Source organism: Bombilactobacillus sp. ESL1092, from assembly GCF_058107465.1.
The window spans coordinates 1622959-1649564 of the sequence record NZ_CM176594.1 but is presented as its reverse complement, the minus strand read 5'-3'; the positions used below and the strand labels follow the sequence as shown (position 1 = coordinate 1649564).

Annotated in this window: 26 protein-coding genes; 2 read left to right on the top strand and 24 right to left on the bottom strand. The window is 40.0% G+C overall.

Annotated features, from left to right (window positions below; all coding sequences use genetic code 11):
- Positions 1-132: 132 nt before the first annotated feature.
- Positions 133-393, bottom strand: a complete 261-nt coding sequence (locus AC3B6Y_RS07800) for a DUF896 domain-containing protein (RefSeq protein WP_489757532.1) — start codon at positions 391-393, stop codon at positions 133-135.
- Between the two features lie 83 nt (positions 394-476).
- On the opposite strand from AC3B6Y_RS07800, the gene lexA reads away from it, so the two are divergent.
- Positions 477-1103 carry a transcriptional repressor LexA gene (gene lexA / locus AC3B6Y_RS07795; RefSeq protein ID WP_489774929.1) on the top strand — a complete coding sequence of 209 codons (627 nt, stop codon included), beginning with the start codon at positions 477-479 and terminating at the stop codon, positions 1101-1103.
- Between the two features lie 114 nt (positions 1104-1217).
- On the opposite strand, the gene rplS is transcribed toward lexA, so the two are convergent.
- From rplS to AC3B6Y_RS07720, 15 genes are all read right to left on the bottom strand, one after another.
- A complete protein-coding gene (gene rplS, locus AC3B6Y_RS07790; protein WP_489757714.1) occupies positions 1218-1568 on the bottom strand; it encodes a 50S ribosomal protein L19 in 351 nt (116 codons plus the stop codon).
- Positions 1569-1687: 119 nt separating this feature from the next.
- Positions 1688-2419, bottom strand: a complete 732-nt coding sequence (gene trmD, locus AC3B6Y_RS07785; protein ID WP_489790910.1) for a tRNA (guanosine(37)-N1)-methyltransferase TrmD — start codon at positions 2417-2419, stop codon at positions 1688-1690.
- Positions 2409-2936 carry a ribosome maturation factor RimM gene (gene rimM / locus AC3B6Y_RS07780; RefSeq protein WP_489757529.1) on the bottom strand — a complete coding sequence of 176 codons (528 nt, stop codon included), beginning with the start codon at positions 2934-2936 and terminating at the stop codon, positions 2409-2411. The genes trmD and rimM overlap by 11 nt, the downstream gene beginning before the upstream one ends.
- 99 nt (positions 2937-3035) lie before the next feature.
- Positions 3036-3290 (bottom strand): KH domain-containing protein, encoded by a 255-nt coding sequence (locus tag AC3B6Y_RS07775; RefSeq protein ID WP_489757528.1) that lies wholly within the window; start codon positions 3288-3290, stop codon positions 3036-3038.
- A gap of 11 nt (positions 3291-3301) precedes the next feature.
- Complete coding sequence (gene rpsP, locus AC3B6Y_RS07770) at positions 3302-3583, bottom strand: 30S ribosomal protein S16 (protein WP_489757527.1); 282 nt, start codon at positions 3581-3583, stop codon at positions 3302-3304.
- 101 nt (positions 3584-3684) lie between these two features.
- Complete coding sequence (ffh, locus tag AC3B6Y_RS07765) at positions 3685-5121, bottom strand: signal recognition particle protein (RefSeq protein WP_489790909.1); 1437 nt, start codon at positions 5119-5121, stop codon at positions 3685-3687.
- Between the two features lie 33 nt (positions 5122-5154).
- On the bottom strand, positions 5155-5499 hold the full coding sequence (locus tag AC3B6Y_RS07760) for a putative DNA-binding protein (protein WP_489790908.1): 345 nt from the start codon (positions 5497-5499) through the stop codon (positions 5155-5157).
- On the bottom strand, positions 5492-6877 hold the full coding sequence (gene ftsY / locus AC3B6Y_RS07755; protein WP_489790907.1) for a signal recognition particle-docking protein FtsY: 1386 nt from the start codon (positions 6875-6877) through the stop codon (positions 5492-5494). The genes AC3B6Y_RS07760 and ftsY overlap by 8 nt, the downstream gene beginning before the upstream one ends.
- Entirely contained in the window at positions 6864-10424 is a 3561-nt protein-coding gene (smc, locus tag AC3B6Y_RS07750; RefSeq protein ID WP_489790906.1) for a chromosome segregation protein SMC, read from the bottom strand. Before smc ends, ftsY begins: the two co-directional genes overlap by 14 nt.
- Positions 10425-10436: 12 nt before the next feature.
- Positions 10437-11135, bottom strand: a complete 699-nt coding sequence (gene rnc, locus AC3B6Y_RS07745) for a ribonuclease III (protein WP_489757713.1) — start codon at positions 11133-11135, stop codon at positions 10437-10439.
- A 39-nt stretch (positions 11136-11174) separates the two neighbouring features.
- The gene (gene acpP / locus AC3B6Y_RS07740) at positions 11175-11414 is read right to left on the bottom strand and encodes an acyl carrier protein (protein ID WP_489757522.1); all 240 of its coding nucleotides are present in this window, start codon (positions 11412-11414) and stop codon (positions 11175-11177) included.
- A 14-nt stretch (positions 11415-11428) separates the two neighbouring features.
- Positions 11429-12436 carry a phosphate acyltransferase PlsX gene (gene plsX, locus AC3B6Y_RS07735; protein ID WP_489769016.1) on the bottom strand — a complete coding sequence of 336 codons (1008 nt, stop codon included), beginning with the start codon at positions 12434-12436 and terminating at the stop codon, positions 11429-11431.
- 13 nt (positions 12437-12449) lie between these two features.
- The gene (gene recG, locus AC3B6Y_RS07730) at positions 12450-14474 is read right to left on the bottom strand and encodes an ATP-dependent DNA helicase RecG (RefSeq protein WP_489790905.1); all 2025 of its coding nucleotides are present in this window, start codon (positions 14472-14474) and stop codon (positions 12450-12452) included.
- A gap of 45 nt (positions 14475-14519) precedes the next feature.
- A complete protein-coding gene (locus AC3B6Y_RS07725; RefSeq protein ID WP_489790904.1) occupies positions 14520-16193 on the bottom strand; it encodes a DAK2 domain-containing protein in 1674 nt (557 codons plus the stop codon).
- 16 nt (positions 16194-16209) lie between these two features.
- Positions 16210-16575 (bottom strand): Asp23/Gls24 family envelope stress response protein, encoded by a 366-nt coding sequence (locus AC3B6Y_RS07720; protein ID WP_489769018.1) that lies wholly within the window; start codon positions 16573-16575, stop codon positions 16210-16212.
- A 189-nt stretch (positions 16576-16764) separates the two neighbouring features.
- Here AC3B6Y_RS07720 and rpmB point away from each other — a divergent pair, with 189 nt between their 5' ends.
- Positions 16765-16950, top strand: coding sequence for a 50S ribosomal protein L28 (rpmB, locus tag AC3B6Y_RS07715; protein WP_489757517.1), 186 nt, complete (start codon positions 16765-16767; stop codon positions 16948-16950).
- Between the two features lie 101 nt (positions 16951-17051).
- Here rpmB and AC3B6Y_RS07710 read toward each other — a convergent pair whose 3' ends face one another.
- From AC3B6Y_RS07710 to priA, 8 genes are read right to left on the bottom strand one after another with little or no spacing between them, the layout of a single operon-like run.
- The gene (locus tag AC3B6Y_RS07710; RefSeq protein WP_489790903.1) at positions 17052-17687 is read right to left on the bottom strand and encodes a thiamine diphosphokinase; all 636 of its coding nucleotides are present in this window, start codon (positions 17685-17687) and stop codon (positions 17052-17054) included.
- Positions 17684-18346 carry a ribulose-phosphate 3-epimerase gene (gene rpe / locus AC3B6Y_RS07705; protein WP_489790902.1) on the bottom strand — a complete coding sequence of 221 codons (663 nt, stop codon included), beginning with the start codon at positions 18344-18346 and terminating at the stop codon, positions 17684-17686. Before rpe ends, AC3B6Y_RS07710 begins: the two co-directional genes overlap by 4 nt.
- Positions 18347-18350: 4 nt before the next feature.
- Complete coding sequence (gene rsgA, locus AC3B6Y_RS07700) at positions 18351-19229, bottom strand: ribosome small subunit-dependent GTPase A (RefSeq protein ID WP_489757514.1); 879 nt, start codon at positions 19227-19229, stop codon at positions 18351-18353.
- Position 19230: 1 nt separating this feature from the next.
- Positions 19231-21204 (bottom strand): Stk1 family PASTA domain-containing Ser/Thr kinase, encoded by a 1974-nt coding sequence (pknB, locus tag AC3B6Y_RS07695; RefSeq protein WP_489790901.1) that lies wholly within the window; start codon positions 21202-21204, stop codon positions 19231-19233.
- Positions 21197-21955, bottom strand: coding sequence for a Stp1/IreP family PP2C-type Ser/Thr phosphatase (locus AC3B6Y_RS07690; protein WP_489769023.1), 759 nt, complete (start codon positions 21953-21955; stop codon positions 21197-21199). The genes pknB and AC3B6Y_RS07690 overlap by 8 nt, the downstream gene beginning before the upstream one ends.
- Positions 21956-21958: 3 nt before the next feature.
- Positions 21959-23293, bottom strand: a complete 1335-nt coding sequence (rsmB, locus tag AC3B6Y_RS07685; RefSeq protein ID WP_489790900.1) for a 16S rRNA (cytosine(967)-C(5))-methyltransferase RsmB — start codon at positions 23291-23293, stop codon at positions 21959-21961.
- Positions 23277-24218 (bottom strand): methionyl-tRNA formyltransferase, encoded by a 942-nt coding sequence (gene fmt, locus AC3B6Y_RS07680; RefSeq protein ID WP_489757510.1) that lies wholly within the window; start codon positions 24216-24218, stop codon positions 23277-23279. Before fmt ends, rsmB begins: the two co-directional genes overlap by 17 nt.
- A 3-nt stretch (positions 24219-24221) precedes the next feature.
- Positions 24222-26606, bottom strand: coding sequence for a primosomal protein N' (gene priA, locus AC3B6Y_RS07675; RefSeq protein WP_489790899.1), 2385 nt, complete (start codon positions 26604-26606; stop codon positions 24222-24224).

Genomic DNA, 26606 nt, shown 5'->3' with positions numbered 1-26606 from the left:
ATCAAAATAAGTTTTCGTCAATTTAGACGAATATTTTATTCTGATCATGCTCTCTTAACTTCTTTATTAATACTGTAGCCACTTTTTTAATTATAGCATAGTCATTCCCACTAATTGTGGTTAAATTACAATTTAATCTTCACGCCAGCCTTGTTCGCGCTGAATCTGACGCACTTTTTTCGACGTAACTTCTTTACCAGCCTTATCGTATAACTTCGTATGCTCAATCCGATCTCTTAAGCCGGAACGAAAATTAGCCAAATATTCTTGTCTCAAAGCTGCTTGTTCCCGTTTTTCCTCTGGATCTAAACCCTCATTTTTTTGTTTGTGTGCTAAAGTGTTAATCCGTTGAATTAATTCCGTTTGTTTTTTATTCTCATTAATTTCAGCCATCAAATTCTCCTTTCAACCAATGTCAATTTGAAACTACTACAAACTTATGCTAATCTTAGTTTAAACTTACTAGGAGTGGCGTTATGAGTCAACCAATCAGTGCTAAACAACTGGAAATTTTACAATTTATCTATGATCAACAACAAGAACACGGGTATCCGCCCACTGTTCGCGAAATCGGTCAAGCTGTGAACCTATCCTCAACTTCTACCGTTCACGGTCACTTAGAACGCTTAGAGACTCGGGGCTTTTTAGAACGCGACCCCACTAAGCCCCGCGCCTTGATGTTAACGACTGCTGGTTTAGACAAACTAGATATTCCTAACACGCGCATTCCTATTTTAGGAACCGTTACTGCGGGCCAACCAGCGCTGGCAATCCAAGAAGCTGATGCTGAATACTTTCCGTTACCACCTGATCTGGCGAACGAAAATCAACCACTCTTTATGTTAACCATCCACGGCAGTAGCATGCAAGATGCTGGTATTTTAGATGGTGATCAAGTTATTGTTCGTCAACAAAACACCGCGCAAAATGGTGAAATTGTCATTGCCATGAATGATGATAATGAGGCCACTTGCAAGAGATTTTATAAAGAAACCCATCAATTCCGTTTACAACCGGAAAACGAAGATTTTGCTCCTATTTATTTGACTAATGTTACTATTTTAGGCAAGGTAGTCGGTTTATACCGGTCAGATATTTTTTAAGATTAAACTTAAGAAACTAGTACTGAAAAATTATTTTTTCGATACTAGTTTTTTTATGGTTATCAAAAAGCACAATCAAGAGAGATTGTGCTTTGATAGTTAATCTTTAATTTATTAACGACGCTTTTCAGCAATTCTAGCAGCCTTACCACGACGGTTACGTAGGTAATACAACTTAGCACGCCGAACGCGACCTTGGCGAATTACTTCAATTTTAGCAACTCGTGGTGAGTGTAATGGGAATGTCCGTTCAACACCAACACCACTACTCATTTTACGAACAGTATAAGTTGCGCTAATGCCACTACCGCGACGCTTGATTACAACACCTTCAAATAACTGAATCCGTTCCCGAGAACCTTCGACAACTTTAACAGAAACCCGCACAGTATCTCCTGCGCGAAAATCAGGAATATCATCACGTAATTGGGACTTCGTTACAACATCAATTAAGGGACTCTTCATACCCATATAAATCTCTCCTTTATACTAATACTCTTAAACTTAATAACAGTTCAGCGGAATATTGTTGTCGTGTAATCACACAAATTAGATTATAACACAAAATTTTATTTTTGAAACTTTTAATCATCAGCTGCTTTTAATTGTTGCAAAAAAGCCTGATCTTCCGGACTCAATTGTGCTTTGGCTAATAAATCTGGTCGCATTTGATAAGTCTTCTTTAAGGCTTGTTGATGCCGCCAAGTGGCAATCTTTTGATGATTACCACTTAACAAAATGTCAGGAACTTTCATCCCGCGGTACTCTGCTGGCCGTGTATACTGGGGATATTCCAACAATTCATCGGTAAACGAATCACTATATGCCGACTGGCCATTCCCCAAAACTCCTGGTACAAAGCGCGCAGTAGCATCAATCATTAACATGGCTGCCATTTCACCACCAGTAATGACAAAATCACCAATCGAAAATTTATCCGTCGCCAGCTTTTCAATGCGATGGTCAAAGCCTTCATAATGACCGCACAAAAAAACCAAATGCTGTTCTTGGGCCAACTCTTGGGCCGCCGTTTGATCAAACTTGCGCCCCGCGGGATCTAATAAAATGACCCGTTTGGGAGCAGGATCTACTTGATTAATTTCATCCATGGCCCGATAAAAAGGCTGAGGCTGCAGTAACATTCCGGCACCACCACCATAGGGGGTATCATCAACATGATGGTGTTTATCTTCAGAGTATTGCCGAAAGTCGCAAATATTTATGTCAATTAATCCCTTTTCTTGAGCCTTACCTAAAAGTGACTCATCCAGTGCCGCAAACATTTTAGGAAACAACGTTAAAATATCAATCTTCATCAATTAATCCTTCTGGTAAATTGACTTGCACTTGTTGCGCTGACAAATCAACCGTCACCAACACATCTTTGAGAATGGGTAACAAAATTTCGCCGTATTTCGCACCTTGAATAACCCAGATATCATTCGGACCTAAATCCCAAATATCCACTACTGATCCCAGTAACCCCCGCTTTTGATCATAAACTGTAATGCCCATAATATCTTTATAATAATATTGACCATCGGGTAATGGTTGCAATTGTTGCGCATCAATCCACAATTCATGCGTTTGAACTTTTTGTGCACTCTCAATGTCCTTAATTTCCGCAAATTGAATGAGCCAAAAGTTCTTCTGAATCCGCGCACTAGTCACCTGAACCGATTGATAATGATCAGGTGCAGTTTCAATGAATAAAGTTTGACCAGGTTGGAAGCGTTCGTCCGCAAAGTCCGTTAAAGCTTGCACTTTAACTTCGCCTTTTAAACCGTGGGTATTTATGATTTTACCAACACGTAAATAGTCTGTTTGGGTCATTAATAACTCCTTTACTTCATGACAAGTACTAAATTGCCGGCACTTTTAAACCTTAATTTGAAAAATGGCTGCAACTTTTAGCTGCAGCCACCCACCATATTAATCAGTAGTAATTGGTACAATATTTAGTTTAACTCGTTTTGAATTCTGATCATTTTCTAAATAAACAATCGTTCTAATTGCTTGTGCTACGCGACCTTGTTTACCAATGACCCGTCCAGCATCTGCTGTACTTAAAGATAATTCATAAACCAAACAATCTGCTTCATCTTCAACGCGAACTTGAACTTGATCCTTATCATTCGCTAGTGGTAAAACAATTGCTTTAATTAAGGTTACAATGTCAGTTTCCATCTTTGTTAAAACTACTTAGCTTTCTTATTAGCTAATTTCAACTCATGATATTGCTTCATAATGCCTTGTTTTTGTAACAAGTTACGTACTGTATCTGAAGGTTGGGCACCCTTTTGTAACCAATCCAAAATCAAATCAGCATCTAATTTTAAATCTTCTTTGTGTAATGGATTATAATGACCAACTTGTTGAATAAAACGACCATCACGTGGTGCTCTTGAGTCAGCTACCACAATTCGATAGAAAGGACGACGTTTACTTCCCATACGATGCATCCGAATTTTAACTGCCATAATTAAATTCCTCCATAAATTTAGCTTCTTAACTTAACGTTCAATAGTATACTCGTTTTCCATAATAGTGTAAAGCTTTTTTTCTTTACAAGTAGCAACTTTTAAGATTTGAATCGTTTAACTTTTTTTAGACGCTTTTTCTTACGTTTTTTATTATGGCGCACCATGGAACCCATGGCCATTTTGCCCAGCTTACCTTGTAAACCGCCGCCCATTAGTTGATCCATGCCGGCAAAATTACCCTTGGACATTTTTTGCATCATGGTTTGCATCTGTTTAAATTGCTTAATCATGCGGTTAACTTCAACAATTGGTCGCCCAGAGCCTGCTGCTAAGCGGCGGCGGCGTGATGGATTTAATAATTCGGGATCTTGGCGTTCAGCCGGCGTCATAGAATAAACAATTGCTTTTAAATGATCCATATCTTTCGGGTCAAGATTCACATTTTGTAAAGCCGGATTGTTCGCCATGCCAGGAATCATCTTCATCAATTCATCCATTGGACCCATTTTTTGCACTTGATCCATTTGATCAATAAAATCATTAAAGTCAAACGAATTCTCCTGCATTTTGCGTGTTAACTCAACCGCTTGTTTATCATCGTATTCTTGTTGGGCTTTCTCGATTAACGTCATCATATCGCCCATGCCCAAGATACGATCAGCCATTCGATCCGGATGGAAAACCTCTAGTGCATCTAATTTTTCACCAGAACCAATAAATTTAATAGGCTTACCGGTGACTGAACGAATGGACAAAGCTGCCCCACCACGAGTATCACCATCTAACTTAGTCAAAATCACACCGGTAATATCGAGCTGTTCATTAAATCCTTCGGCCACATGCGTTGCCGCCTGTCCAGTCATGGAGTCCACAACTAACAATATTTCATTGGGTTGCGCAATTGCCTTAATCTGACTCAATTCATCCATTAATTGGTCATCAATTTCTAAGCGCCCAGCAGTATCAATTAAGACATAATCATTCTTTTGTTCACGAGCTTGTTGGAGACCGTGTTCCACAATTGACACCGGATTTTGGTCTGTACCTTCATCATAAACCGGAACTGTCAATTGTTGACCGATAGTTTTCAACTGTTCAATCGCAGCAGGGCGATAGACATCAGCGGCAATTAACAAGGGGCGGGCATGATTATTTTCTTGTAGATACTTAACCAATTTACCAGCCGAAGTCGTTTTACCAGCGCCTTGCAGCCCAACCATCATAATTACTGTCGGAATTTTGGCTGCTTTATTTAAAGCAACCGCTTCGGTACCCATAATTTTAGTTAACTCTTCATTAACAATTTTAATGATTTGTTGTGCAGGAGTTAAGCTCTCCAAGACTTCACTACCGATGGCTCGTTGGCGCACCGTTTGAATAAAAGTCTTTGTGACATCAAAATTAACATCGGCTTCTAACAATGCCAAACGCACTTCACGCATCATTTCTTTGACATCATTTTCAGTTATTTTACCTTTGCCGCGTAATTTGGCAAACGTCTTTTGGAGCCGCTCACTTAATCCTTCAAAAGCCATATTTATCTCCTCTACCAGTTCCTTGTTTTTTTATCAAACATCTAACTGCTGCAATTTATGAAAAATTGTTTTTAAAGCTTGATCCTGTGGATAATCAGTTTGAATAATTTGCCCTAATTGTGCTAATAAGGTTTCCCGTTTTTGAAATTCTTGACACAAGTGTAACTTCTGCTCATATTTTTCTAAAATTTTAACTGTTCGTTTTAAATTATCATAAACAGCCTGTCGACTGACATGATAATTCTGAGCAATTTCACCTAACGAAAAATCATCACCATAATATAGCTGCATATACTGATCTTGTTTAGCCGTTAGCAATGGTTGGTAAAAACTATACAAGACATTAACATAATTTTTTTGCGCTAAATTATCATTCATCAGCTTCATCCAATAAGCGGCTAAACAAACCTTGTGCGAATTGCTCTGGGTCAAAGTCCCGCAAATCACTCACTTTTTCACCTAAGCCCACTAATTTAACCGGTATCTGTAACTCATCATTAATTGCCAGAACAATGCCACCTTGCGATGAACCATCTAATTTGGTTAAGACCAAACCGCTTACTTGCGTCACCTTTTGAAACTGCTTGGCCTGGCTCAGCGCATTTTGCCCTGTGGTTGCATCAACGACTAATAAAACTTCATGTGGTGCATCTGGCAATTCACGCGTAATAATCCGTTTGATTTTTTCTAGTTCTTTCATCAAGTTAGCATTATTCTGTAACCGACCGGCGGTATCTACCAGTAGCACATCATAGTTTTCCGTTTGTGCTTTTTGCAAAGCTTCATAAACTACCGCGGCAGGATCACTGCCCGCTTTTTTAGCAACGGTAGTAACCCCTGTCGCTTGGCCCCAGGCTTGTAATTGTTCAATCGCCCCGGCGCGAAAAGTGTCACCGGCAGCTAATAATACCTTGTGTCCTTGCTGTTTCAACCGTGCAGCTAACTTACCAATCGTCGTTGTTTTACCAGCACCATTAACTCCCACAAATAAGATAACATTTAATGGGCGCTGAAAGTCCAAATTCAGTTGATAATCATATTTATGATTATCTGCCCGATATAATTCAACCATTTTTTGAATAATAACGCGCGAAACTTCCGCTTTCGATTTAGCATTCTGTAATTTAACTTCTTCGCGTAAGGCATCAGAAATCTTTAACGACATTTCATAACCAACGTCGGATTGAATTAACAAATCTTCTAAATCATCAAAAAAGTCTTCATCAACTGACCGGAAATTGGCCATAAATGCATTAAATTTATCCCGAAAAGTATGCCGAGTTTTTTGCAGACCTTGACTATATTCTTCTTCCTGAGAATCTGGCTCCTCATCAGTTGCGGGCGCTAACTCTGCATTAGAAGACGCTGCGGTTGTCTCTGAAGTAATGGAATCAGCAGTTTCAGAAACAGCAGAAGTAGCAGCAACTTCGGGCTGCTCGCTATCAGACTCTGCAGTATCGTTTTCAATCTGAGCTTCATTGTCCTCTGGTTCAGCATTTTCCGTTGTTGAATTTTCTACAGTTTGACTTGTTACTTCTGGTGCATCACTAACGTCAGTTACAGCTGATTGCTCTGCAGCAGCTGGTTTTAGATTGTCAGCAGTTGGCGCCACTTCTTTGGCATCATCTAATGGTTGTTCAGCTTCGGCTTTTTCGGCTTTTTCGGCTTTTTCGGCTTTTTCGGCTTTTTCGGCTTTTTCGGCTTTTTCATCATCTACAGTTTTTTTATTTCTCTTAAATAAATCAAACAATCCCATGAATGTTTTCAACTCCATTCTGTTCTAATTTAACGGTTAATATCGTAGAAACTCCGGATTCTTGCATCGTTACTCCGTATAAGCGATCTACCTTGAGCATTGTTCCTTTACGGTGTGTAATCACGATAAACTGTGTTGCTTGATCATATTGCTGTAAAAAATTAGCAAAGCGCAACACGTTAGCATCATCCAAGGATGCTTCCACTTCGTCCAAAACACAAAACGGCACGGGCTTAACCTGCAAAATAGCAAATAGCAAAGTGATGGCAGTTAATGCTCGTTCACCACCAGACAGCAAACTCATTCGTTGCAACTTTTTTCCCGGCGGTTGTGCAATAATTTCAATACCACTAGATAAATAATCATCTGGCTCAGTTAACACTAGTTTGGCATGTCCACCACCAAACATCCGCGGAAAAATTTGTTCAAAAGCCGCCGCAACTTGCTGAAACATGGCTGCAAAGCGTTGACTGACTTCGTGATCCATCTCACCCATTGTGGTTGTTAACTGCTGACGTGCGGCCATTAAGTCTGCACGTTGCTGTGTTAAAAATTCGTACCGGTCTTTAACCTGATCGTATTCGGCAATGGCTGCTAAATTAACTGTCCCTAAATCCGTTAATCCTTGTTGTAAGAGTCGCATTTGATCTTGTGCTTGAGTTAAATCAAAGTTGGCTGGCACTTTTGCCATGGCTGCCTCAAAACTGAGGTTGTAATCTTGCTCCAAATGTTTCAAACGCTGCTGTAATTGTTGTTTTATTTCAGCTTGTTGCACCGACAACTGACTTTGCTCATCCATTGCCTGCTGTTGCAAGCCAACTAAGCGCTGATTCAAGGGATTTAACTCTTGAGAAGTTTGTTGAAGCTGTTCGCGTTGCTGCTGGCATTGCGTAATTTGTTGTTGTAATTGCTGCACTTTTTGCGTTAACTGCGTAACTTGCTGATGTAAATCTTGCTTGGTCTGAGCAAAATCATCCTGTGTAACTTGTAGTTGCTGCTGTTCTTGTTGCAGTTGCTGAAGTTTTGTTTGTAAGTCTGCTTGCAACTGCTGTTTTTGCTGCAATTCTTTCTGCTGATTCTGCAAATCATTTTTTGTGACAATGATTTGTGTTTTCGTCGTTTGCAATGTTTGCGCTAAAGAACTCTTTTGTTGGTCCAAATTTTGAATTAAAGCTTGCTGGTGTTGACTGTTTTGCTCAATTTGTTGCAACATTTGCGCTAAGTCCTGTAATTGTTGACGACTAGCAGCTACTTGTTGTTGAAACTGCTGAATTTGCTGTGCTAAAGCTTGTTGTTGTTGCTTAAAGTCCGCTAATTGGCCTTGGTGTTGTTGGAATTGCTGCTGGTGTAATCGGTAATCACTTTCTAATCGTTGTTGTTTAGGCAACAACTGCTGTAACTGTTGTTCTTGTGTCTTTTTTTGATCACTGACCAATTGCACTTCTTGCTGCAAAGTTTGCACTTGCTGTTGTCTTTTATCTAATTGTTTTTGTGAACTTTGAACAGATTGTGCGAGATGTTTGATTTGCTCTTTTTGCCCCAAAATAGCTAAATTGGCGCGGACTTGCCCGCCAGTCATTGATCCGCCTGGATTAATCAAATCACCTTTTAACGTCACTACCCGGTAACGATGTTGCAATAGGTTACTAACTTTCGTTGCTGTATTAAGCTGATCTACAATAATTAAATTACCAAAAAGGTAATCCACGATATTTTGTAAATCAGGATTAATCTGTACCACATCACTCGCTAGCTGCCAATTAGTTAACGCTTGTAAAGCTGACAACTGTTCAGGCCAGATCTTCCGACTTTTCATCACCGTCTGCGGTAAAAAAGTAGCCCGTCCTTGCCGATGTTGCCGTAAATAGTCAATCGCAGCCCTCGCACTAGCTTGATTGGTCGTAACAATCGACTGCAAAGCTGAACTAGCAGCACTTTGAATGGCCACTTGATAAGTTTCTGGAACATTGATTAACTCTGCTACAACTCCAATGACACCACTTAATTGGGCTGCCAAAATTGCCCGTACACCTTGATAAAAACCTTGGTGTTGTTGTTGAATTTTTTGTAGCGATTTTAACTCAGCTTGAACTTGTTGCACCGTTCGTAATTGTTGATAATACTGATTTTGAGCTGCTTGTAATTGCTGCTGCGTTTGCTGGTACTTTAACGTCACTTGCTGAACACTTTGCTGTTGTGTTTTTAACTGTTGGTGCTGTTGTTGAACTTGCGCATTTAATTGCGTTAAGTGTTGTTGTTGGGTTTGACCAGCAGCTTGTTGTTCAGCTACTGTTTTAGTGACAACCTGGAGCTGTTGTTGACTTTTCTGCAATTGTTCTGTTTGAAACTGCAACTGCTTAGTCAATGCTGCTTGCTGTTGCAAGTTCGTAACACGTTGCTGTTGTAAGTCGGTCACAGTTTGTTGAATTTGTTGGGGATCCGTTTTTAAATCGGACTGTTTTTGTTGCAAAGTAGCTTGCAAAGCAGCCAATTTAGTTTGCAGGTTTTGCTCAGCAGTGGTTAAATTGGCGATTTGGGTTTGCGTAAGCTGTTGTTGTTGCTGTAAATCTTCTTGTTGCTGCTGCAGTGTTTGATACTGAGCATCACTATTATTCCAGCGCTCAGCGTGGAGGGTAGCTTGGCCTTTAGTTTCCGTCAGTTTTTGACTTAATTGCGTCAATTGCACCTGTTTTTGGTCCAATTTCAAAGCTAATTGTTCTTGAGCTTGATTATTTTCACTAACTTGTTGATTAGTGGTCGTCAAGCGTTGACCAATTTCCGTTAAGCGTTGTTTGATAGATCGTCTTTTTTGTAATAATGTGGTTTGCTTTTGATTCAAATCGGCAATCTCAATTGCTAAGACCTGTTGTTCCAGGTGACTAAACTTGGCTTGCTGCTCTTGATAATCACGAGCCAGACTGGCTTGTTCTTTGAGTGGTTCCACCTGTCTTGCTAACTCAGTAACAATGTCATTAACTCGCTGTAAATTGTCATCAGTCTGCTCTAATTGTTGCTGCGCCTGCTTTTTCTTTAGTTTAAAACTAGCGACACCAGCTGCTTCTTCAATAATAAACCGACGATCTTGTGGCTTATTATTAAAAATAGCTTCGACATTACCTTGCGACATGATAGCCATAGAGTGTTTACCCAAGCCGGAACTTAAGAATAAATTCGTAATTTCTTTGAGTCGAACTTTACGGTTATTGATCAAAAAATCACTCTCACCATTGCGAAATAGTCGCCGAGTAACTTGTACTTCATCATGGTCAAATTGCAATTGCCGATCACGATTATCAAACTTGAGCACCACTTCTGCCCGATTTAACGGCGCTCGTGTGGCGCTGCCCGCAAAAATAACATCTTGCATATTATCGCCACGTAAACTTTTGGATGATTGTTCACCCATTACCCAACGAATAGCTTCGGTGAGATTGCTCTTACCACTACCATTGGGACCGATAATTCCCGTAATGCCTTCATCAAAATGAAGCGTTGTTTTGTCTGCAAAAGACTTAAAACCCATCATTTGTAGTGCCTTTAAGACCAAACAAAACTCCTCCTATTTTTGATGCAATTTCTGTAATTGCCGGTGAGCTGCCTGTTGTTCTGCATCTTTTTTACTGTGACCCACGCCCATTGTTAAGGGTTGTTGATTAACTACCAACTGAACTGTAAAGACCGTCTGATCATCAGAGCCTTCCGTCTTCAAAACTTGATAATCAATTTGCACATCACCGTTTTGTTGCAATTCTTCTTGTAACTCTGTTTTAAAGTCATTATCATCACTAAATTCGCCCGCATCAATATGCCGATAAACCACTGCTTGCAAAAAAGTGACCACTTTGTCATTGCCTTGGTCTAAATACAAAGCTCCCACAAAAGCTTCAAAGACGTCTTCTAGTAACGTATCACGGTTACGTGAGCCAGCTTTTTCTTCACCATTACCCAAGCGAATAAACTGTGGCAAGCCTACTTCGCGACAAAAGCGCGAAAAACTGGCTGTACAAACAATATCTGCTCGTAATTTGGTTAGTTGTCCTTCAGGTAATTGTGGAAATTTTTTAAAAATATATTCTGACACATTTAACTCTAAAACCGCATCACCTAAAAATTCTAAGCGTTCATAATCTTTAACCGCTAACTCGCGGTGTTCATTTGCAAACGAAGAATGTGTCAAAGCTGAATGCAATAAATCCATATTGTGAAATTTAATTTGATAATGATCAGCTAATAGCTGTACTAATTGGTGATCATCCATTGTTTTATTTTTAGTCAAAGGTCAAATAACCTCCATTTATTATTGTTGTGAAACAATATAATCAACTGCCGCCCCAACAGTTTGGATTTTAGCAGCTTCCTCATCAGGAATTTCGGCACCAAAATCATCTTCTAGTTCCAACTCAAATTCCACCATATCAATGGAATCAGCTTTTAAATCTTCTTGGAAATTAGTTGCATCCGTAATTTTATCGACTGCAACACCAAAGCGTTCGCTTAACATTTGAGCAATTTTTTGAAAAATATCTTCTCTATTCATAATTAACTGATCTCCTAATTATTAGTTTTTTGTTCTTGATTAAAGTAAGCCATTACTTTATCAAGCATTCCCTTATTATACATCATTCTCAATTGCGCTAAGGCATAATAGACCGTACGTGCATCTGAAGACCCGTGTGATTTAACAATTGGGGCTTTAGCACCCATCAAAACTGCACCACCGTATGTGGAAACGTCAAATAAAGATTTAATCGACTTGAGCGCTGGTTTAGCTAACAGTGCTCCCGTTTTCGCCCGCAAACCATTATTGAGTAATGCCGCTTTTAATTCTTTAATGACTAATGAAGCGGTCCCTTCAATCGCTTTTAAGACCGCGTTACCAGTAAAACCATCAGTCACTACTACATCGGCAGCACCAACTAATAAATTATCAGCTTCCACATTACCAACAAAATTAATTCCTGGTAACTCTTTTAATGCTTGATAAGCTTGCTGGTGTAACTTATCACCCTTATCATATTCACTACCATTGTTCAATAAACCAACTCGTGGCTGAGCAGTATTTAAAACTTCACTGGCATAAAACGAGCCCATCACCGCCCATTGTGTCAAATAAGGAACTTTAACCTCAGCATTGGCCCCCGCATCCAAAAAGACAAAAGCATTGTTTTGACCAATCATGGGCATCGTGGGCATTAAGGCCGGGCGAGAAATATTTTTCAAACGTCCCACAATAAAAATTCCCGCAGCTAACAATGCACCGGAATTTCCTAACGAAATCATTGCATCGGCTTGACCAGCTTTCACTGCTTGCGCAGCTAGGACCATTGATGAATCCTTTTTTTGCCGAATAGCTTTCATGGGCTCATCCGTGCCTAAGATTTGGGTCGTAGTATGCACAATTTCAATTCTCTTAGAATCTTGTAAATATTGTTTAATTGCCGTTTGATCGCCAAATAGACTAAATTCTAAATCTGCAAATTCATTCCGGGCTCGCTCTACTCCTTGTACGACCACTTCTGGTGCGTGATCGCCACCCATGACATCAACTGCAATTTTCATTCAAATAACCTCACTAATCTAAATTATCATGTATTACTGTTTGTAAATATTGCTTTAATTGGGGAAATTGAGTCAAATTAGGATCCGTTTGCATCAATTTTCGTGCTTCTTGGTAAGCAATATCAAGCATTTTAACATCACTCACTGGATCTGCCAATTCAAACTGTGGCAAACCCGATTGTTGATCACCAAAGAAGTCCCCGCTACCACGTAATTCTAAATCTTTTTGTGCTAACTTAAAACCATCATTGGTTTGTGTCATAATTTTTAAACGTTGAATTGCCGTTTGGTTCGCAGGGTCTCCCACTAAAATACAGTAGGCCGCTTGTTGACCACGACCAACCCGCCCCCGTAATTGATGTAACTGCGATAAACCAAAGCGTTCAGCATTTAAAATAATCATAACCGTTGCATCTGGCACATCCACGCCAACTTCAATGACCGTCGTAGCGATTAAAATATCCAATTGGTGTTGTTTAAACTGTTCCATTGTCTGCGCTTTATCGGCCGCTGTTAATTGTCCGTGCACCAGCCCAATTCGTGCTTGGGGAAACTGTTGTTGCAATTCTTGATAGAGAGTTTTGGCACTAGTTAAAGTCATCTTGTCAGAGTCCTCGACCAGTGCGGTGACGATAAAAATTTGAGCTTGTTGCTGAAGCTGCACCGTCATAAAATGACGGACTTGCTCTAACTTATTGGAGCGCAACCAGTAAGTTTTGACTGCTTGGCGCCCCGCGGGTAATTCATCAATAATCGATAAATCCATTTCACCATAATAAGTAATTGCTAAGGTCCGCGGAATCGGCGTGGCTGTCATTAACAAGACATCGGGATTGCCTCCCTTTTGGCGTAAGGCCTTCCGCTGGCGAACACCAAAACGATGTTGCTCATCAATTACTACTAATCCCAAACGTTGATACTGGACCGCCGTTTGAAAAACTGCTTGCGTTCCAATAATAATGTTCGTATGACCTTGTTGAATATTATTTAAGATCAACTTTTTTTGTGGCGCCTTTAGCGAGCTAGTTAGCAAGCTCGTTGTCATTTGAAACTGCTCAAATAACGGCGCCAGTTTTTGATAATGCTGTTGCGCCAAAATTTCAGTGGGAGCCATTAAAACCGTCTGATAACCCGCCGTTACTGAGGCAAACATCGCCGTAGCCGCGACGGCAGTTTTACCACTACCTACATCACCTTGTAATAGACGATTCATCGGTTGAGGTGCTTTTAAATCGGTTAAAATTTCCGTTAAAACTTTTGTTTGTGCTGCTGTTAATTGGAACGAAAAATCACTCACAAATTGCTGCACATATTGTTCGTCATAATGTTGTGCCAAACCTGCTGTCTGCTTTTGCGTAGTTACTTTTAAATCACATAGCCGTAAACTGTACAAAAATAATTCCCGAAATTTAGCACTTCGGCGAGCCAAATGGGCTTGTTGCTTGGACTTCGGAAAATGCATTCCCACAATAATTTGTTGATCAGTTAATAAGTGATAGGCTTGCCGCAGAGCAAGCGGAACAAGATTGGGAACTTGGGACAAATATTGATCAACGGCTTGGTGAATTAGCTTAATTAAACTTTTTTGCGAGATTTGCCGATTAGTGGGATAAATGGCCGCCAGTTGATTAGTTGCTTGATCATCACTGAGAACTTTCATCCCCGTCAAAGATCGTTTAGCCGCATCAAAACGCCCATAAATCAAAACTTCCTGACCAACTGTGAACTGGCGCTTTAACCACGGTTGATTAAAAAAAGTCACTGGGATCGTTTCATTGTCAACCAATAAACGAACAATGACTAAATTTCTTTTACCACCTAAACGTTTAAGTAAAGCAGGACTACCCACAACTCCTTTTAAAACTACTTTTTCCTGATCACTAATTTCAGCAAGTGTCTTAACAATAAGATCGTTATAGCGTTTAGGAAAAAAATAAAGTAGGTCACGTACCGTAGTAATTCCTAAAGTTCCTAATGCAGCTTGAACTTTAGGACCAACACCCTTTAAATAACTAACCGATTGTAATAATTCTTGCATACTGGCTCCTTAGTGCACCAATTATTCACAGCCTCAATGATCTCTTTATTCAACAGCAATCAAATACGGATACACGGGTTGATCGCCCTCATGGATTTCAACTTCTAATTCACTAAAATCATTCGTAATAGCTTCCGCAATTTGTTGGGCACTGTCATTATTTCCTTGTGCGCCCACTAAAATAGTCACTACTTCACTATCTTCATCCACCATTTTAGCCACCATCTGGCGGGCTACTGTAAGTGAATCAGTGCCACTAACGACAATATCGCCATCAACCAGTCCGATCAAATCTGCTTTTTTAATTGTTAAGTCACCAATGACACTATCGCGCACAGCTGTTGTAATCTGACCACTCTTAACTGTGGTTAACACTTCAGTCATGTTAGCTTCGTTGTCTGTTAAATCTGCAGTTGGATCAAAAGCTAACATGGCCGTCATTCCTTGAGCAATTGATTTACTGGCCACAATTGCCGTTGGTAAATTAACTTCTTGACAAGCTTGTTGGGCAGCCATGACGATATTACCATTATTTGGTAAAACAATAACTTGTTTGGCATTACTATTCTCAATAGCGTGAATAATATCTTGCGTTGAAGGATTCATCGTTTGACCACCGCTAATAACAGTAGTCACGCCTAAACTGCGAAACAGTTTTTGTAGACCATTACCGGAAGCCACGGCAATAACTGCATAATCGACTGGCTCGGTCGCTACTGGAGCTTGTGCGGTGTCATTTTCAATAATGGTTTCGTGTTGAATCCGCATATTGTCGATTTTAACTTTAGCTAACGCGCCAAATTGCCGACCATAGGTAAAGACTTTTTGAGGATGCTGTGTGTGCACATGAACTTTCACCACTTCATCATCAGCAACCACCAATAGTGAATCGCCAATTTCACTTAATGTATTGCGAAATTGTTCGTAATCAAACTGTTGGTCAGTAGTTGGTTGAACCCCTAATTGAACCATCATTTCGGTACAAAAACCGTTCACAATATCTTCATTATTAAACTGCGTTTGCACTGATTGATGATGGGCTGCATTTAACATTTCATCCATTTCAGTAGCATCAGGTTGGTGAATATTACTATCATTAACTTCGCCACCTAAAGCTTGTAAAAAGCCTTCATAGATAAAGACCAAGCCTTGGCCTCCCGAATCGACTACGCCAACTTCTTTTAATACTGGCAATAAATCCGGTGTTTGGGCCAGCGCCTGTTTAGCTCCTTGTAAGGCTGCAGCCATCACTGTTTCTACATCGCTTGCTGTTGCACTCACCTGTTGGGCCTGTTCACTAGCTCCTCTAGCAACTGTCAAAATCGTGCCTTCGACTGGTTTCATCACGGCTTTATAAGCCGTCTGCACACCATCAGCGAACGCTTGGGCTAAATCTTGGGGCGTTAAAACTGGCTTCGCCTCAATGCTTTTACTAAAACCACGGAAAATTTGGGATGTAATCACTCCCGAATTGCCCCGTGCGCCCATCAACAATCCTTTGGCTAAGACTTGACCTAATTCACCAACGTGCTTCGTATCGGCTTCATTAACTGCTTTATAGCCCGATTTAAATGTTAAGTCCATATTGGTTCCGGTATCGCCATCAGGTACCGGAAAAACATTTAAAGAATTCACAAATTGAGCATTCTGACCTAAACGGTGTGCTCCCATGCGAATCATATCGACAAATTCTTGTGCCGTAATTCTTTCAACAGACAATGAATTTTTCCTCCAATTAATCCTCTTCTAAAATCTTAATTCCTTGCACGTAAACATTAACTTGCGCTGTCGGTGCACCTAACATTGTTTCTAAATTGTATTTAACTTTGCTCTGGACATTACGACAAACTTCAGAAATTTTCACGCCGTAACCAACAATTATATATACATCAACTACGGTTTGACTTTCCTGTTGGCGCACAACTACTCCACGTGTGTAATTTTCGCGATTTAAAATCTCATTGACGCCATCACGTAACTGATTTTTACTAGCCATCCCGACGATACCGTAAATATCAGTCGCAGCACAGCCGACAATCGAAGCAATGACTTCATTAGAGACATCTACTTGTCCATATTTTGTTTGAATAGTTACTGCCAAAGTCTAACACCCCGCTTTATAATCTCTTTTAACAATTAAATTTTATCATAGCAAAGCTATAAAAAACAGCTATCTACAAAACTGTCAAGTATTTTTCCTTGAATTAGAACTTGCTTTCTCAATAGGTAAATGATAACATGTTTAAAGTATTCTGTTATAGAAAGTATATAGGACAAGGAGGTTTGTCCCATGGCTAAAGATATTATTACTGGACGCAAGACCAGTTTTGGCAACAAACGTTCTCATGCTTTGAATTCATCACGACGTGCATGGAAAGCTAATTTGCAAAAAGTCCGGATTTTAGTTGATGGTAAACCCAAACGTGTTTGGGTTTCAACTCGCGCTTTGAAGTCTGGTAAAGTGACTCGTGTCTAATAATTAAAATAAAAAAGCTGTCCAACTTGGGCAGTTTTTTTATTTTAGTTTTATTCGGACAATTCTAATCCAGCACGTGAGCACCAATCAGCAACTATCAATTAATCGTGGCACTGGATCACAGCCATCAAACCACTGGTAAAGCCAAATTCCACCACCGCACCCACAAATTCATTACTGGATAACGAAACGGGGCGCGTTAAATCAGTTGGTTTTAAGGGATACTTGGCATCTTTAATCCAAAAATGTTTGACGGGTACTAAATTATAGAAACCTAGATACTTATCTTGTGTCCAATTTTGAATTTGATAAGTTCCGGGAGCAAAATAGGTGATAACATTTTGGTTATCAATCAGCCGTAACTTTTGGGCATCTTGTGGTTGAAAATCTAACGGTAAACAAAGATTAACCAGCTCATGATCGATGCGCCCACCAGTCGCACCGTAAATATCTACTTGACGCGCATGTAAATCTCGCAAAGCGATTTTCACCGCTGCTTGAGAATCCGTAAAATCTTTTTCGGGTTTAGCATATCTTAAATCAGCAACTTGCGCTTCTAGCCAATTTTTTTCCACGCTCGTTAAAGAGTCATAATCACCCACGCCAATTTGGGGAACAATATTATTGGCTAATAACGTAATATTTCCATGATCGGCGCCCACCCAAGGACCAGTAATCTCTGACAAATTCAGTGGTAAATTATAGGAACTGCCTAACATTACATTAACTTTATTCATTTAACTAATGCCTGTCGTAGATTTTGCATTTGTTGCTCAATATTGTGATCAAACACGTATGAGCCGGCTACGAACGTATCGGCTCCTGCTTGCTGACACAATTGAATAGTGTGATCATTAATTCCACCATCCACTTCAAGTGTATAAGTATAATCCGCATTTTGGTGCCGTAATGTCTGTAATTGCTGTAACTTATTAGTCATGGCAGTCAAAAATTTTTGACCACCAAATCCTGGATTAACAGTCATCACTAAGACATTATCTACTAAAGGAAGTAATGGCGTCACACTTGCCACAGCAGTACCAGGATTGAACACAATGCCCGCCTTTAAACCTGCTGCTTTGACCTGCTGCACTAAACTATAAATATGAACCGTACTCTCCACGTGAATATTTAACAAACAATTAGGAATTTGGAGTAACTGGTCAAAATAATTACCAGGGTGCTGCACCATCAAATGCACATCTAATGGTAAATCAGTCATGGTCCGAATAGCTTGCACCATATCGGGACCAAACGTCAAATGTGGAACAAAGGCACCATCCATTAAATCAATATGAAACATATCTGCTCCAGCCGCAATTGCCTGGTTTAAATCCGTTTGTAAAGCTAACAAATTGGCACTTAAAATAGAAGGTGCAATTACATAATTAGTCATTGGACTACCTCTTTTTTTTAGGAGTTTTTTGATAAACTGGTCGGCGTTGTGCTAACTCTGCTTGAAATTGACAATAATTTTGATACCGACTGTGCAAAATTTCACCTGTCGCCACGGCTTGTTGTACAGCGCAACCAGGCTCTTTTAGATGCAGACAACTGCGGTATTTGCAATTACCTTGAAAATGTTGAAAATCAACAAACAATTGGGGAAGTTGTTCTTTAGTCAAGTCTTGAAATTGTAGTGCAGAAAAACCGGGTGTATCGGCAACTAATCCTCCCGCAAATGGATATAAAGTTACTAAGCGGGTTGTATGTTTCCCCCGATTCAAACTATTAGAAATTGCGGCCGTTTTTAATTTTAATTGCGGCAGCATTTGATTCAATAACGTAGATTTTCCCACACCCGTTTGGCCCGTTAAGACCGTTTCACAATTGGTTAACGCGGTATTTAACTGCGGCAAAGTGTCGTGCGTAAAGATTGGATAATGCCAACTTTGATAATAATCAATAATCGGTTGTAAAGCAATTAATTGCTTTTTAGTCGCCAAATCGGTCTTACTGAGATAAATTAAAGGTTTAATTTTTTGTAACTGCAAGTTAACTAAGAAGCGATCTAATAAATTAGTCGAAAAATCTGGCTGAACAACCGACATGACAATCAAAGCTTGATCAATATTGGCAATGAGTGGCCGCACGATTTCATTTTTTCGCGGATGAATTTTTAGTAAATACTGTTCTTCAAAATCAACAACATCACCCACAATCGGTTTGATCTTTTGTTGGCGAAAATTACCGCGAGCACGGGTGGTAACTACTTGACCGGTTGGTAATTGTACTTCATAAAAGCCGCTATTAGATTTAATAATTTTTCCTGTTTGCATATTAATTGCCTGTTACTGTCTGTGAATCAATCGTTTGACCGTCACGTTCAATACTATATTGTCCACTTTGTCCTTTATTCAGTTGTAAATTGATTGTTACGGGAGTATCAGCAGTAATATTCAATGTTTGATAAACATCATTAATATTATGATTGAGATCTTGAACATGAATTTTTACCACATTAGTACCATTATTAGTTTGTGCATTAAACGGCACCGTCACGGTCCGGGAAACATTTTGAACATTATCCGTTGGTGTCGCATCATCATTGGCAGTCGCACGAGCTTGTGGCGGATTATTGACGACATTATTACCACCACTAGACACACTGATAATTAAATCACTCCCCCGCATCACTCGCGTACCCGCGACGGGACTTTGCGAAATAACTAAGCCCTTGTCCACGCTCTCTGAAGCAACTGTCTTCACCACTAAGTGTAACCCGGACTCATTAGCGTAATCTTGCGCTCCCCGCAAATTATAACCTGTCAAATCTTTCACAGTAACCCCAGTATTTTTAATTCCTAAAGAAATTGTTAAGTGAACGACCCGATTTTGCGCGGTTTTGCGTTTAGTAGCTCTGGGCGTTTGCTTAATGACCTTACCCGCAGGCACTGTCTTGGAATAACGATTTTTCCGCTGAACTTTAAATCCTGCTTGGTGTAATCTTTTTTTAGCCGCATAATAATTCCAGCCTTGCACATTTGGTAAGCTTTTTTTGACGGGACCGGTACTTTGAATTAGTTTAACTTTCGTTCCGGTTTTGAGATGGCTGCCCTGCGGAGGAATGGAGCTAATGACATTTTGAGTACGAATCGTGTTACTCGTTTTCTTAGTGATCGTCCCAACTTTTAAGCTAGAGTTATTCAGCACTGCCCGTGCTTGATTAAGACTCAAATCACGAACATCCGGCACCGTCACTTCTTTGCGATTATACCAAAAAACAAAACCGATGATAATAATTAGTATTACCAGTAGCACTATTAACCACCGCCGGTGATGCTTTTTTTTAACTACTGGCTTTTTCTGGTCAGACGTTAAATCAGATTGCGGATTAACACTAGGAGCAGTAGTTTGTTCATGAACATTCGATAAAACCTTCGTCTCTTCAGTATTGATCGGTTCAGGAATAAAAGGCTGTTCATTTTTTCGATCAGCATTTAAGCTTGTCTCTAAATCTTGGGCCATTTCACTAACGGTTGCATACCGCTGGCTGGGAACCTTGGCAGTCGCTTTTAAAACTACATTAGCCAACGGCTGGGGAATAGCGGCATCAATTTGACATAAATTCGGCATCGGTTCATTAAAATGTTTAGCCGCTACGGCCATCGAGGTTTCAGCGTCAAACGGCAAGCGCCCTGTTAACATTTCAAATAAAATAATCCCTAACGAATAGATATCGGACTGAACCGTTGCCTGAGCCCCGCGCACTCGTTCGGGAGCCATGTAATGAACCGAACCGATGGTGGCATCCGATTGTGTAATCGACTGCTCGCCTAAAGATAAAGCAATACCAAAGTCGCCCACTTTCGCATGACCTTGCGAAGTAATAAAAACGTTTTGTGGCTTTAAATCGCGATGAATAATTCCGTGTTGATGCGCAACGGCAACGCCTTGCAAAATCTCCGCCATAAAACTTAAAATTTGTGGCTGACTAATGGGAAAGTTTTGCCGCAGATATTTTTTTAGACTTGGACCCTTGACATACTCCATCACAATATAGGGGAAACTTTCATCACCAATATCTAAAATGTTGACAATATAAGGACTAGATAATTCACTCATGGCTCGTGATTCACGTTGAAATCGTTGTCGAAATTGTTGATTATCCGTCAAGTCCAAACGTAAACTTTTTAATGCTACGCGGCGATGTAAAAAAGTATCTTCTGCCAGATAAACATTGGACATCCCGCCTTCACCTAAGGTGTCCAAAATTAGATAGCGGTCAGCAATTAAGTCCCCTTTATTAATCATTGGAGTTCACCTCAGCATGACCAGCAGCCATATCAATTACTAAAGCGGTAATATTATCTAAACCTCCTGCTTGATTAGCACGCTGAATCAATAAGTCACACTTGGCTTGAGGTGATAGATTTTGTTCCAAAATTTGTTGAATTTGCTGATCAGACAACATATTGGTTAAGCCATCACTGCATAACAAAATCTGCGCGTCAGTTGGCAAATCAAAAAAACCAAAGGTGGGTTTGACATCGGTGGAGACACCCAAACTTTGGGTAATAATATTTTTATTAGGTGAATTGCGGGCCTGTTCTGGGGTTATTTCGCCAGCTACCAGCAATTCATTGACCAATGAATGATCAAAACTGACTTGTCGCAGCTGTTTTTGCATTAATAAATAACAACGACTATCGCCAACATTAAAAACCGCCAATTGTTGAGGTAAAACAAATGCCCCCACAATCGTCGTGCCCATACCATTTAATTCGACGTGTTCGCTAGCCGTTGTGACCACGCGCTGATTTTCCTGAATCAAAAAACTTTCCGTCCATTGCGCCAGCTGGCGAATATCCCGCATTTGGTTTTTTTCAAATGCCGTCTTAAAATGTCGAATAACCATATTAGAAGCCACGTCACCACCCCGATGACCGCCCATGCCATCAGCCACCAAAGCCAAAACGACACCTTGTTGATTTTGATAAACCTGCACATCATCTTGATTAGTTTTGCGTTGTTGACCAATATCCGTTGTAAATGCAATTTGCATACTTTACTTCACCCTTTTTAAACAAGCAATAAAAAAGCCGTCAGTTTGATAATCGTCTGGATAAATTTTTAACATTTGATTGCTTAAAGCTAACTTCTTTTGTGTGGTAACTGGTACTAATTCAAACTGCGGTTGATCCGCTAAAAATTGTTCAATTACTTGTTGATTTTCCTGATCAAAAATCGTACATGTACTATAAACTAAATAACCATTAACTTTCAATAATGGCGCTACTGCCGTTAAAATATCGCGCTGGATTTGTGCTAAATGTAAAACATCACTTAATTGGCGACCATAGCGAATTTCTGGTTTGCGGCGCATCAATCCAAATCCTGAACACGGTGCATCAACTAAAATCCGGTCAAAACTAGCTGCCGCAAATTCTTGGCCAGCTTTGCGCGCATCCAAGGCTTGGGTTTGAATTAATTGTTGCACCCCTAAGCGTTGCGCATTATTTTGGATTAACCGTAATTTTTTTTGATGAATGTCTAAGGCTACAATCTGTCCTCTTTGCCCTAATAAGCTCGCCAAATGTGTGGTTTTACCACCGGGAGCGGCGCAGGCATCAAGAATTCGATTATCCGGTGCAACTTTTAAAGCTGGTGCAACTAACATTGAGCTTTCATCTTGAATCGTACAAAAACCTTGTTGAAACCATTTTGTGCCAGCACCAAATCCATGTTCTGCCACTAAAGCATCTTCACTGACGGGACTCGGTTTGACTGACAAACCTTCAGTTTGTAATTGCTGTTGCAATTTTGCTCGCGAAATTTTAGCTGAATTAACCCGCAACGATAGCTTCGGTGGTTGGTTCAAACTGGCTAGCAATGTCCGGGTTTTATCCAACCCAACTTGCTGTTGCAACTGTTCAATAATCCATTGGGGCACACTATATTGAATAGCTAATTGTGCTAATGGCGCTAAATCTGCTAGAGAACGCCAGCCATTGCGTAACAAATTCCGTAATACTGCTGTGACCAATTTGGATAAACCTAAGTTGCCTTGAACCTTAGCCAGTTGCGTTGCCTCAAATAAAATAGCGTGATTAGGAATTCGATCTAAATATTTTAATTGATAAACCGCCACCCGCAAATCATTTTTGACCCACGGAACTAATTTTTTTCCACGTAAATATGGTGCTAATTCATAATCTAACGTGAGTTTATGCTGCAAAACGCCATACACTAACTGACTCAATAAGCGTTGATCAGCATCATTGAACTGTTGTTGCTTTAGTGCTTGATTAATTAGTTGGTTGGAATAACCCGCATTATCAAAGACTTTAGTTAGAATTTGTATCGCTATCGCGCGAACACTGTGCTTAATTGATTGCGTCACCTACTTGAAGATCCTTTCCTTGACCATTTAAATATGAACTAATAGTCATCAATTTCTTACCTGCGGGTTGCACTTGTTCCAAATAAATAATGGAATTATTGCCTGCCGCCAAACCCAGTTGATGCTTATTGCGGACAACAATGGTTCCTGGCACCGCAGTAGTAGTTTGATCACTCAAAGCTGTTTGGTAAACTTTAACACGCTGCCCGTGGACCAAGAGATAAGCTACTGGATCAGGATTTAATCCCCGCACTTGGCGATCAATCTCTAATGCTGAATGTTGCAAATCAATTTGTTCTTCAGCTGGCTTTAAATTAGGCGTAATTGTCACTTGAGATTCATCTTGTGGCACACGCGAATTCGTGTGATTAATAACTTGTGGAAGTGTTTTTAATAATAAATCTCGACCAATGACGGCTAATTTAGCGAATAACGAACCCGCTGTATCTTGGTTCGTAATGGGCAACTGTTCTTGGCTAATAATATCACCTGCGTCCATCTTCGCAACCATATACATAATCGTAATTCCGGTTATCTGATCACCATTCATAATCGCCCGCTGAATTGGCGCACCACCACGATTATGTGGTAAGAGTGATCCGTGAACATTAATCGCAGCAATTTTCGCTGCTTGTAATAACTTAGTAGGTAAAAATTGGCCAAAAGCAGCGGTAATAATCAAGTCTGGTTGCAAAGCAATCAATTGATCCAATTCTGCACTGTGACTAAGTTTTTGAGGTTGCACGATCGGTAAATCATGCTGCAAAGCATATTGTTTCACTGGCGAAAATTCCAATTTTTTCTTGCGACCCACCTGGCGGTCTGGTTGCGTCACAACAGCACTAATTTCATAATTTTCTTTTAGCAAACCGGCCAAAATCGTCACTGCAAAGTCGGGGGTTCCCATAAAAATAATTTTTGTCATATTCTACTCCAATTGCTGAGGTTCATGATCAATAGCTACTAAAAAGCCTTGGCGATGATCAATTTGAACACTATTCATAATTTGATTTAATTTTTTAAATAAAGCGTCATTTTTACGATATTTAATGACAATCTGATAATAGTAATGGTTATCAATCCGGCCAACTGCTGGCTGCGTAGGTCCTAATAACTGTTCACGCTGCAGCAGTAGCGGTTTTAACTGCTTAGCTATATTATAAGCCATCTTTAAAGCGACTGCTTGAGATTTATGTGAAATACTAATCTTGATTAAATAAAAATACGGTGGATAACCAGCCTGATGTCGAAAAACCATTTCCCGCTGGTAAAACTGCTCATAATTTTGTTGCGCAGCTAATTGAATGGCATAATGATCCGGATTATAACTCTGAATCAGTACTCGGCCTGCTTTGTGAGCACGACCGGCGCGACCACTAACTTGCGTTAATAATTGAAAAGTCCGTTCACTAGCACGAAAATCACTCGTCGCTAGACCCGTATCCGCATTAATCACTCCTACCAAAGTTACATTAGGAAAATCCAAACCTTTAGCAATCATTTGTGTCCCGAGTAAAATATCACCATGGTGTTCAAATTCACTTAACAAACGCTGATGAGCACCCTTTTTATTAGTTGTATCATTATCCATGCGAATAATTCGGGCCTGCGGCCACAATTCTGCTAATTCTTGTTCCACCTTTTGGGTTCCAGTTCCATCAAATTTTAATTTTTTGCTACCACATTGCGGACAACTTTGATAAATTGGTTCCTGATAACCACAATAATGGCACAATAACCGGTGTTCTTTTAAATGAACTGTCAATGAAATATCACAATTAGGACAACTAGGTACGAAACCACATTGACGACAAAGTAAATAAGCAGCAAACCCACGCCGATTTAACAGTAAAATGGTTTGTTGATGCTGTAATAAATTAGTTTGCACTGCTTGCAGTAACGGTTTTGATAAGTCTAAATACTTGGATAATTGCTGTGAGTCTCTTAAATCAACAATTTGCACAGGTGGTAACGGTTGATCATGGACTCGCTTAGTTAAGCGTACCAAATTATAAACTTTTTTTTGCCCCCGAGCTCGCGACTCTAAACTGGGAGTTGCACTGCCCAAAACCACGGGACAATGATGATACTCCCCACGCCAGAGCGCCACATCCCGTGCATGATAGCGGGGATTATCTGACTGCTTATAACTAGCTTCATGCTCTTCATCAATAATAATAATGCCAATGTTTGTTAGAGGTGCAAACACTGCTGAACGAGCTCCGACAACTACTTGAGCAGTTCCATCTTGAATTCTTTGCCATTCATCATACCGTTCGCCTTGTGACAAACCACTATGCAAAACTGCGGTTTGCTGACCAAAACGCTCTTGTACTCGTTGCACCATTTGTGGAGTCAGTGCAATTTCTGGGACTAACATTAATGCGGTTTTACCTTGTTGTAAATAATATTGAATTAGTTGCAGATAAACTTCAGTTTTACCGCTACCAGTAACTCCCTCCAGCAAGGTAGGTTTAATTGGACCTTGAATAATCTGTTCTACAGCTTGTTTTTGTTCAGGGGTTAATTGTTTCGGAGTAGTTCTTTGAACTGCTAAAGTTTGCGGCTGCCGCCGTAAAAGTACCTGATCTTTATCAAACCAACCTTCTTTTAAGGCCGCATTAATCGTTGCATTACTTATTTGGTAATCATGTTGCAGCTGACGATAACTAAAAAATTGCTGCTCACTATCTACAAATAGTTGTAATAATTTGCGCTGTTGGGTTGCTCTCGGTGTTAATTGTTTCAGCAAAGCTGCATAATCAAGCGGGCGCCGTTTTAAAACTAATTGAGTTAAATGATGTGCTTGATTCTTTAAACGATATTGTATTTGAATTAAGCCTTGCTGTTGCCAAAGAATTAATTGTTTTTGGTTGGCCGGTGTTAAATGTGTATTTAAAGCTAATACTGGTTTTTGGTTAAACAAATCTGAGTTAGTCACAATAGGGTCTAACGAAACGGCCAATTTTTGTGTTTTAGAGCGCATAACGTTAGGTAACATTGTCTGTAAACAAGAAATCCGAAAAGCAAACGTATTTTGCGCCAACCATTCGGACAATTGTAATAATTCTGTATTTAAAACTGGTTTTAAATCAAAAACTGCCACAATCTGCTTAACTTTACCCGTAAACGCACTTTCTGCTTGAACTGCCAGAACAAAGCCCTGCACTAATCGTCCTGAACGTCCAAACGGAACACTTACACGCATTCCGGGCAAAACTAACCCTTGCCAAGCAGGTGGTATTAAATAGTCAAATGTATGGTCAGTTTGCTTAGTGGGTACATCGACAATTACTTGAGCATACAAGCACAC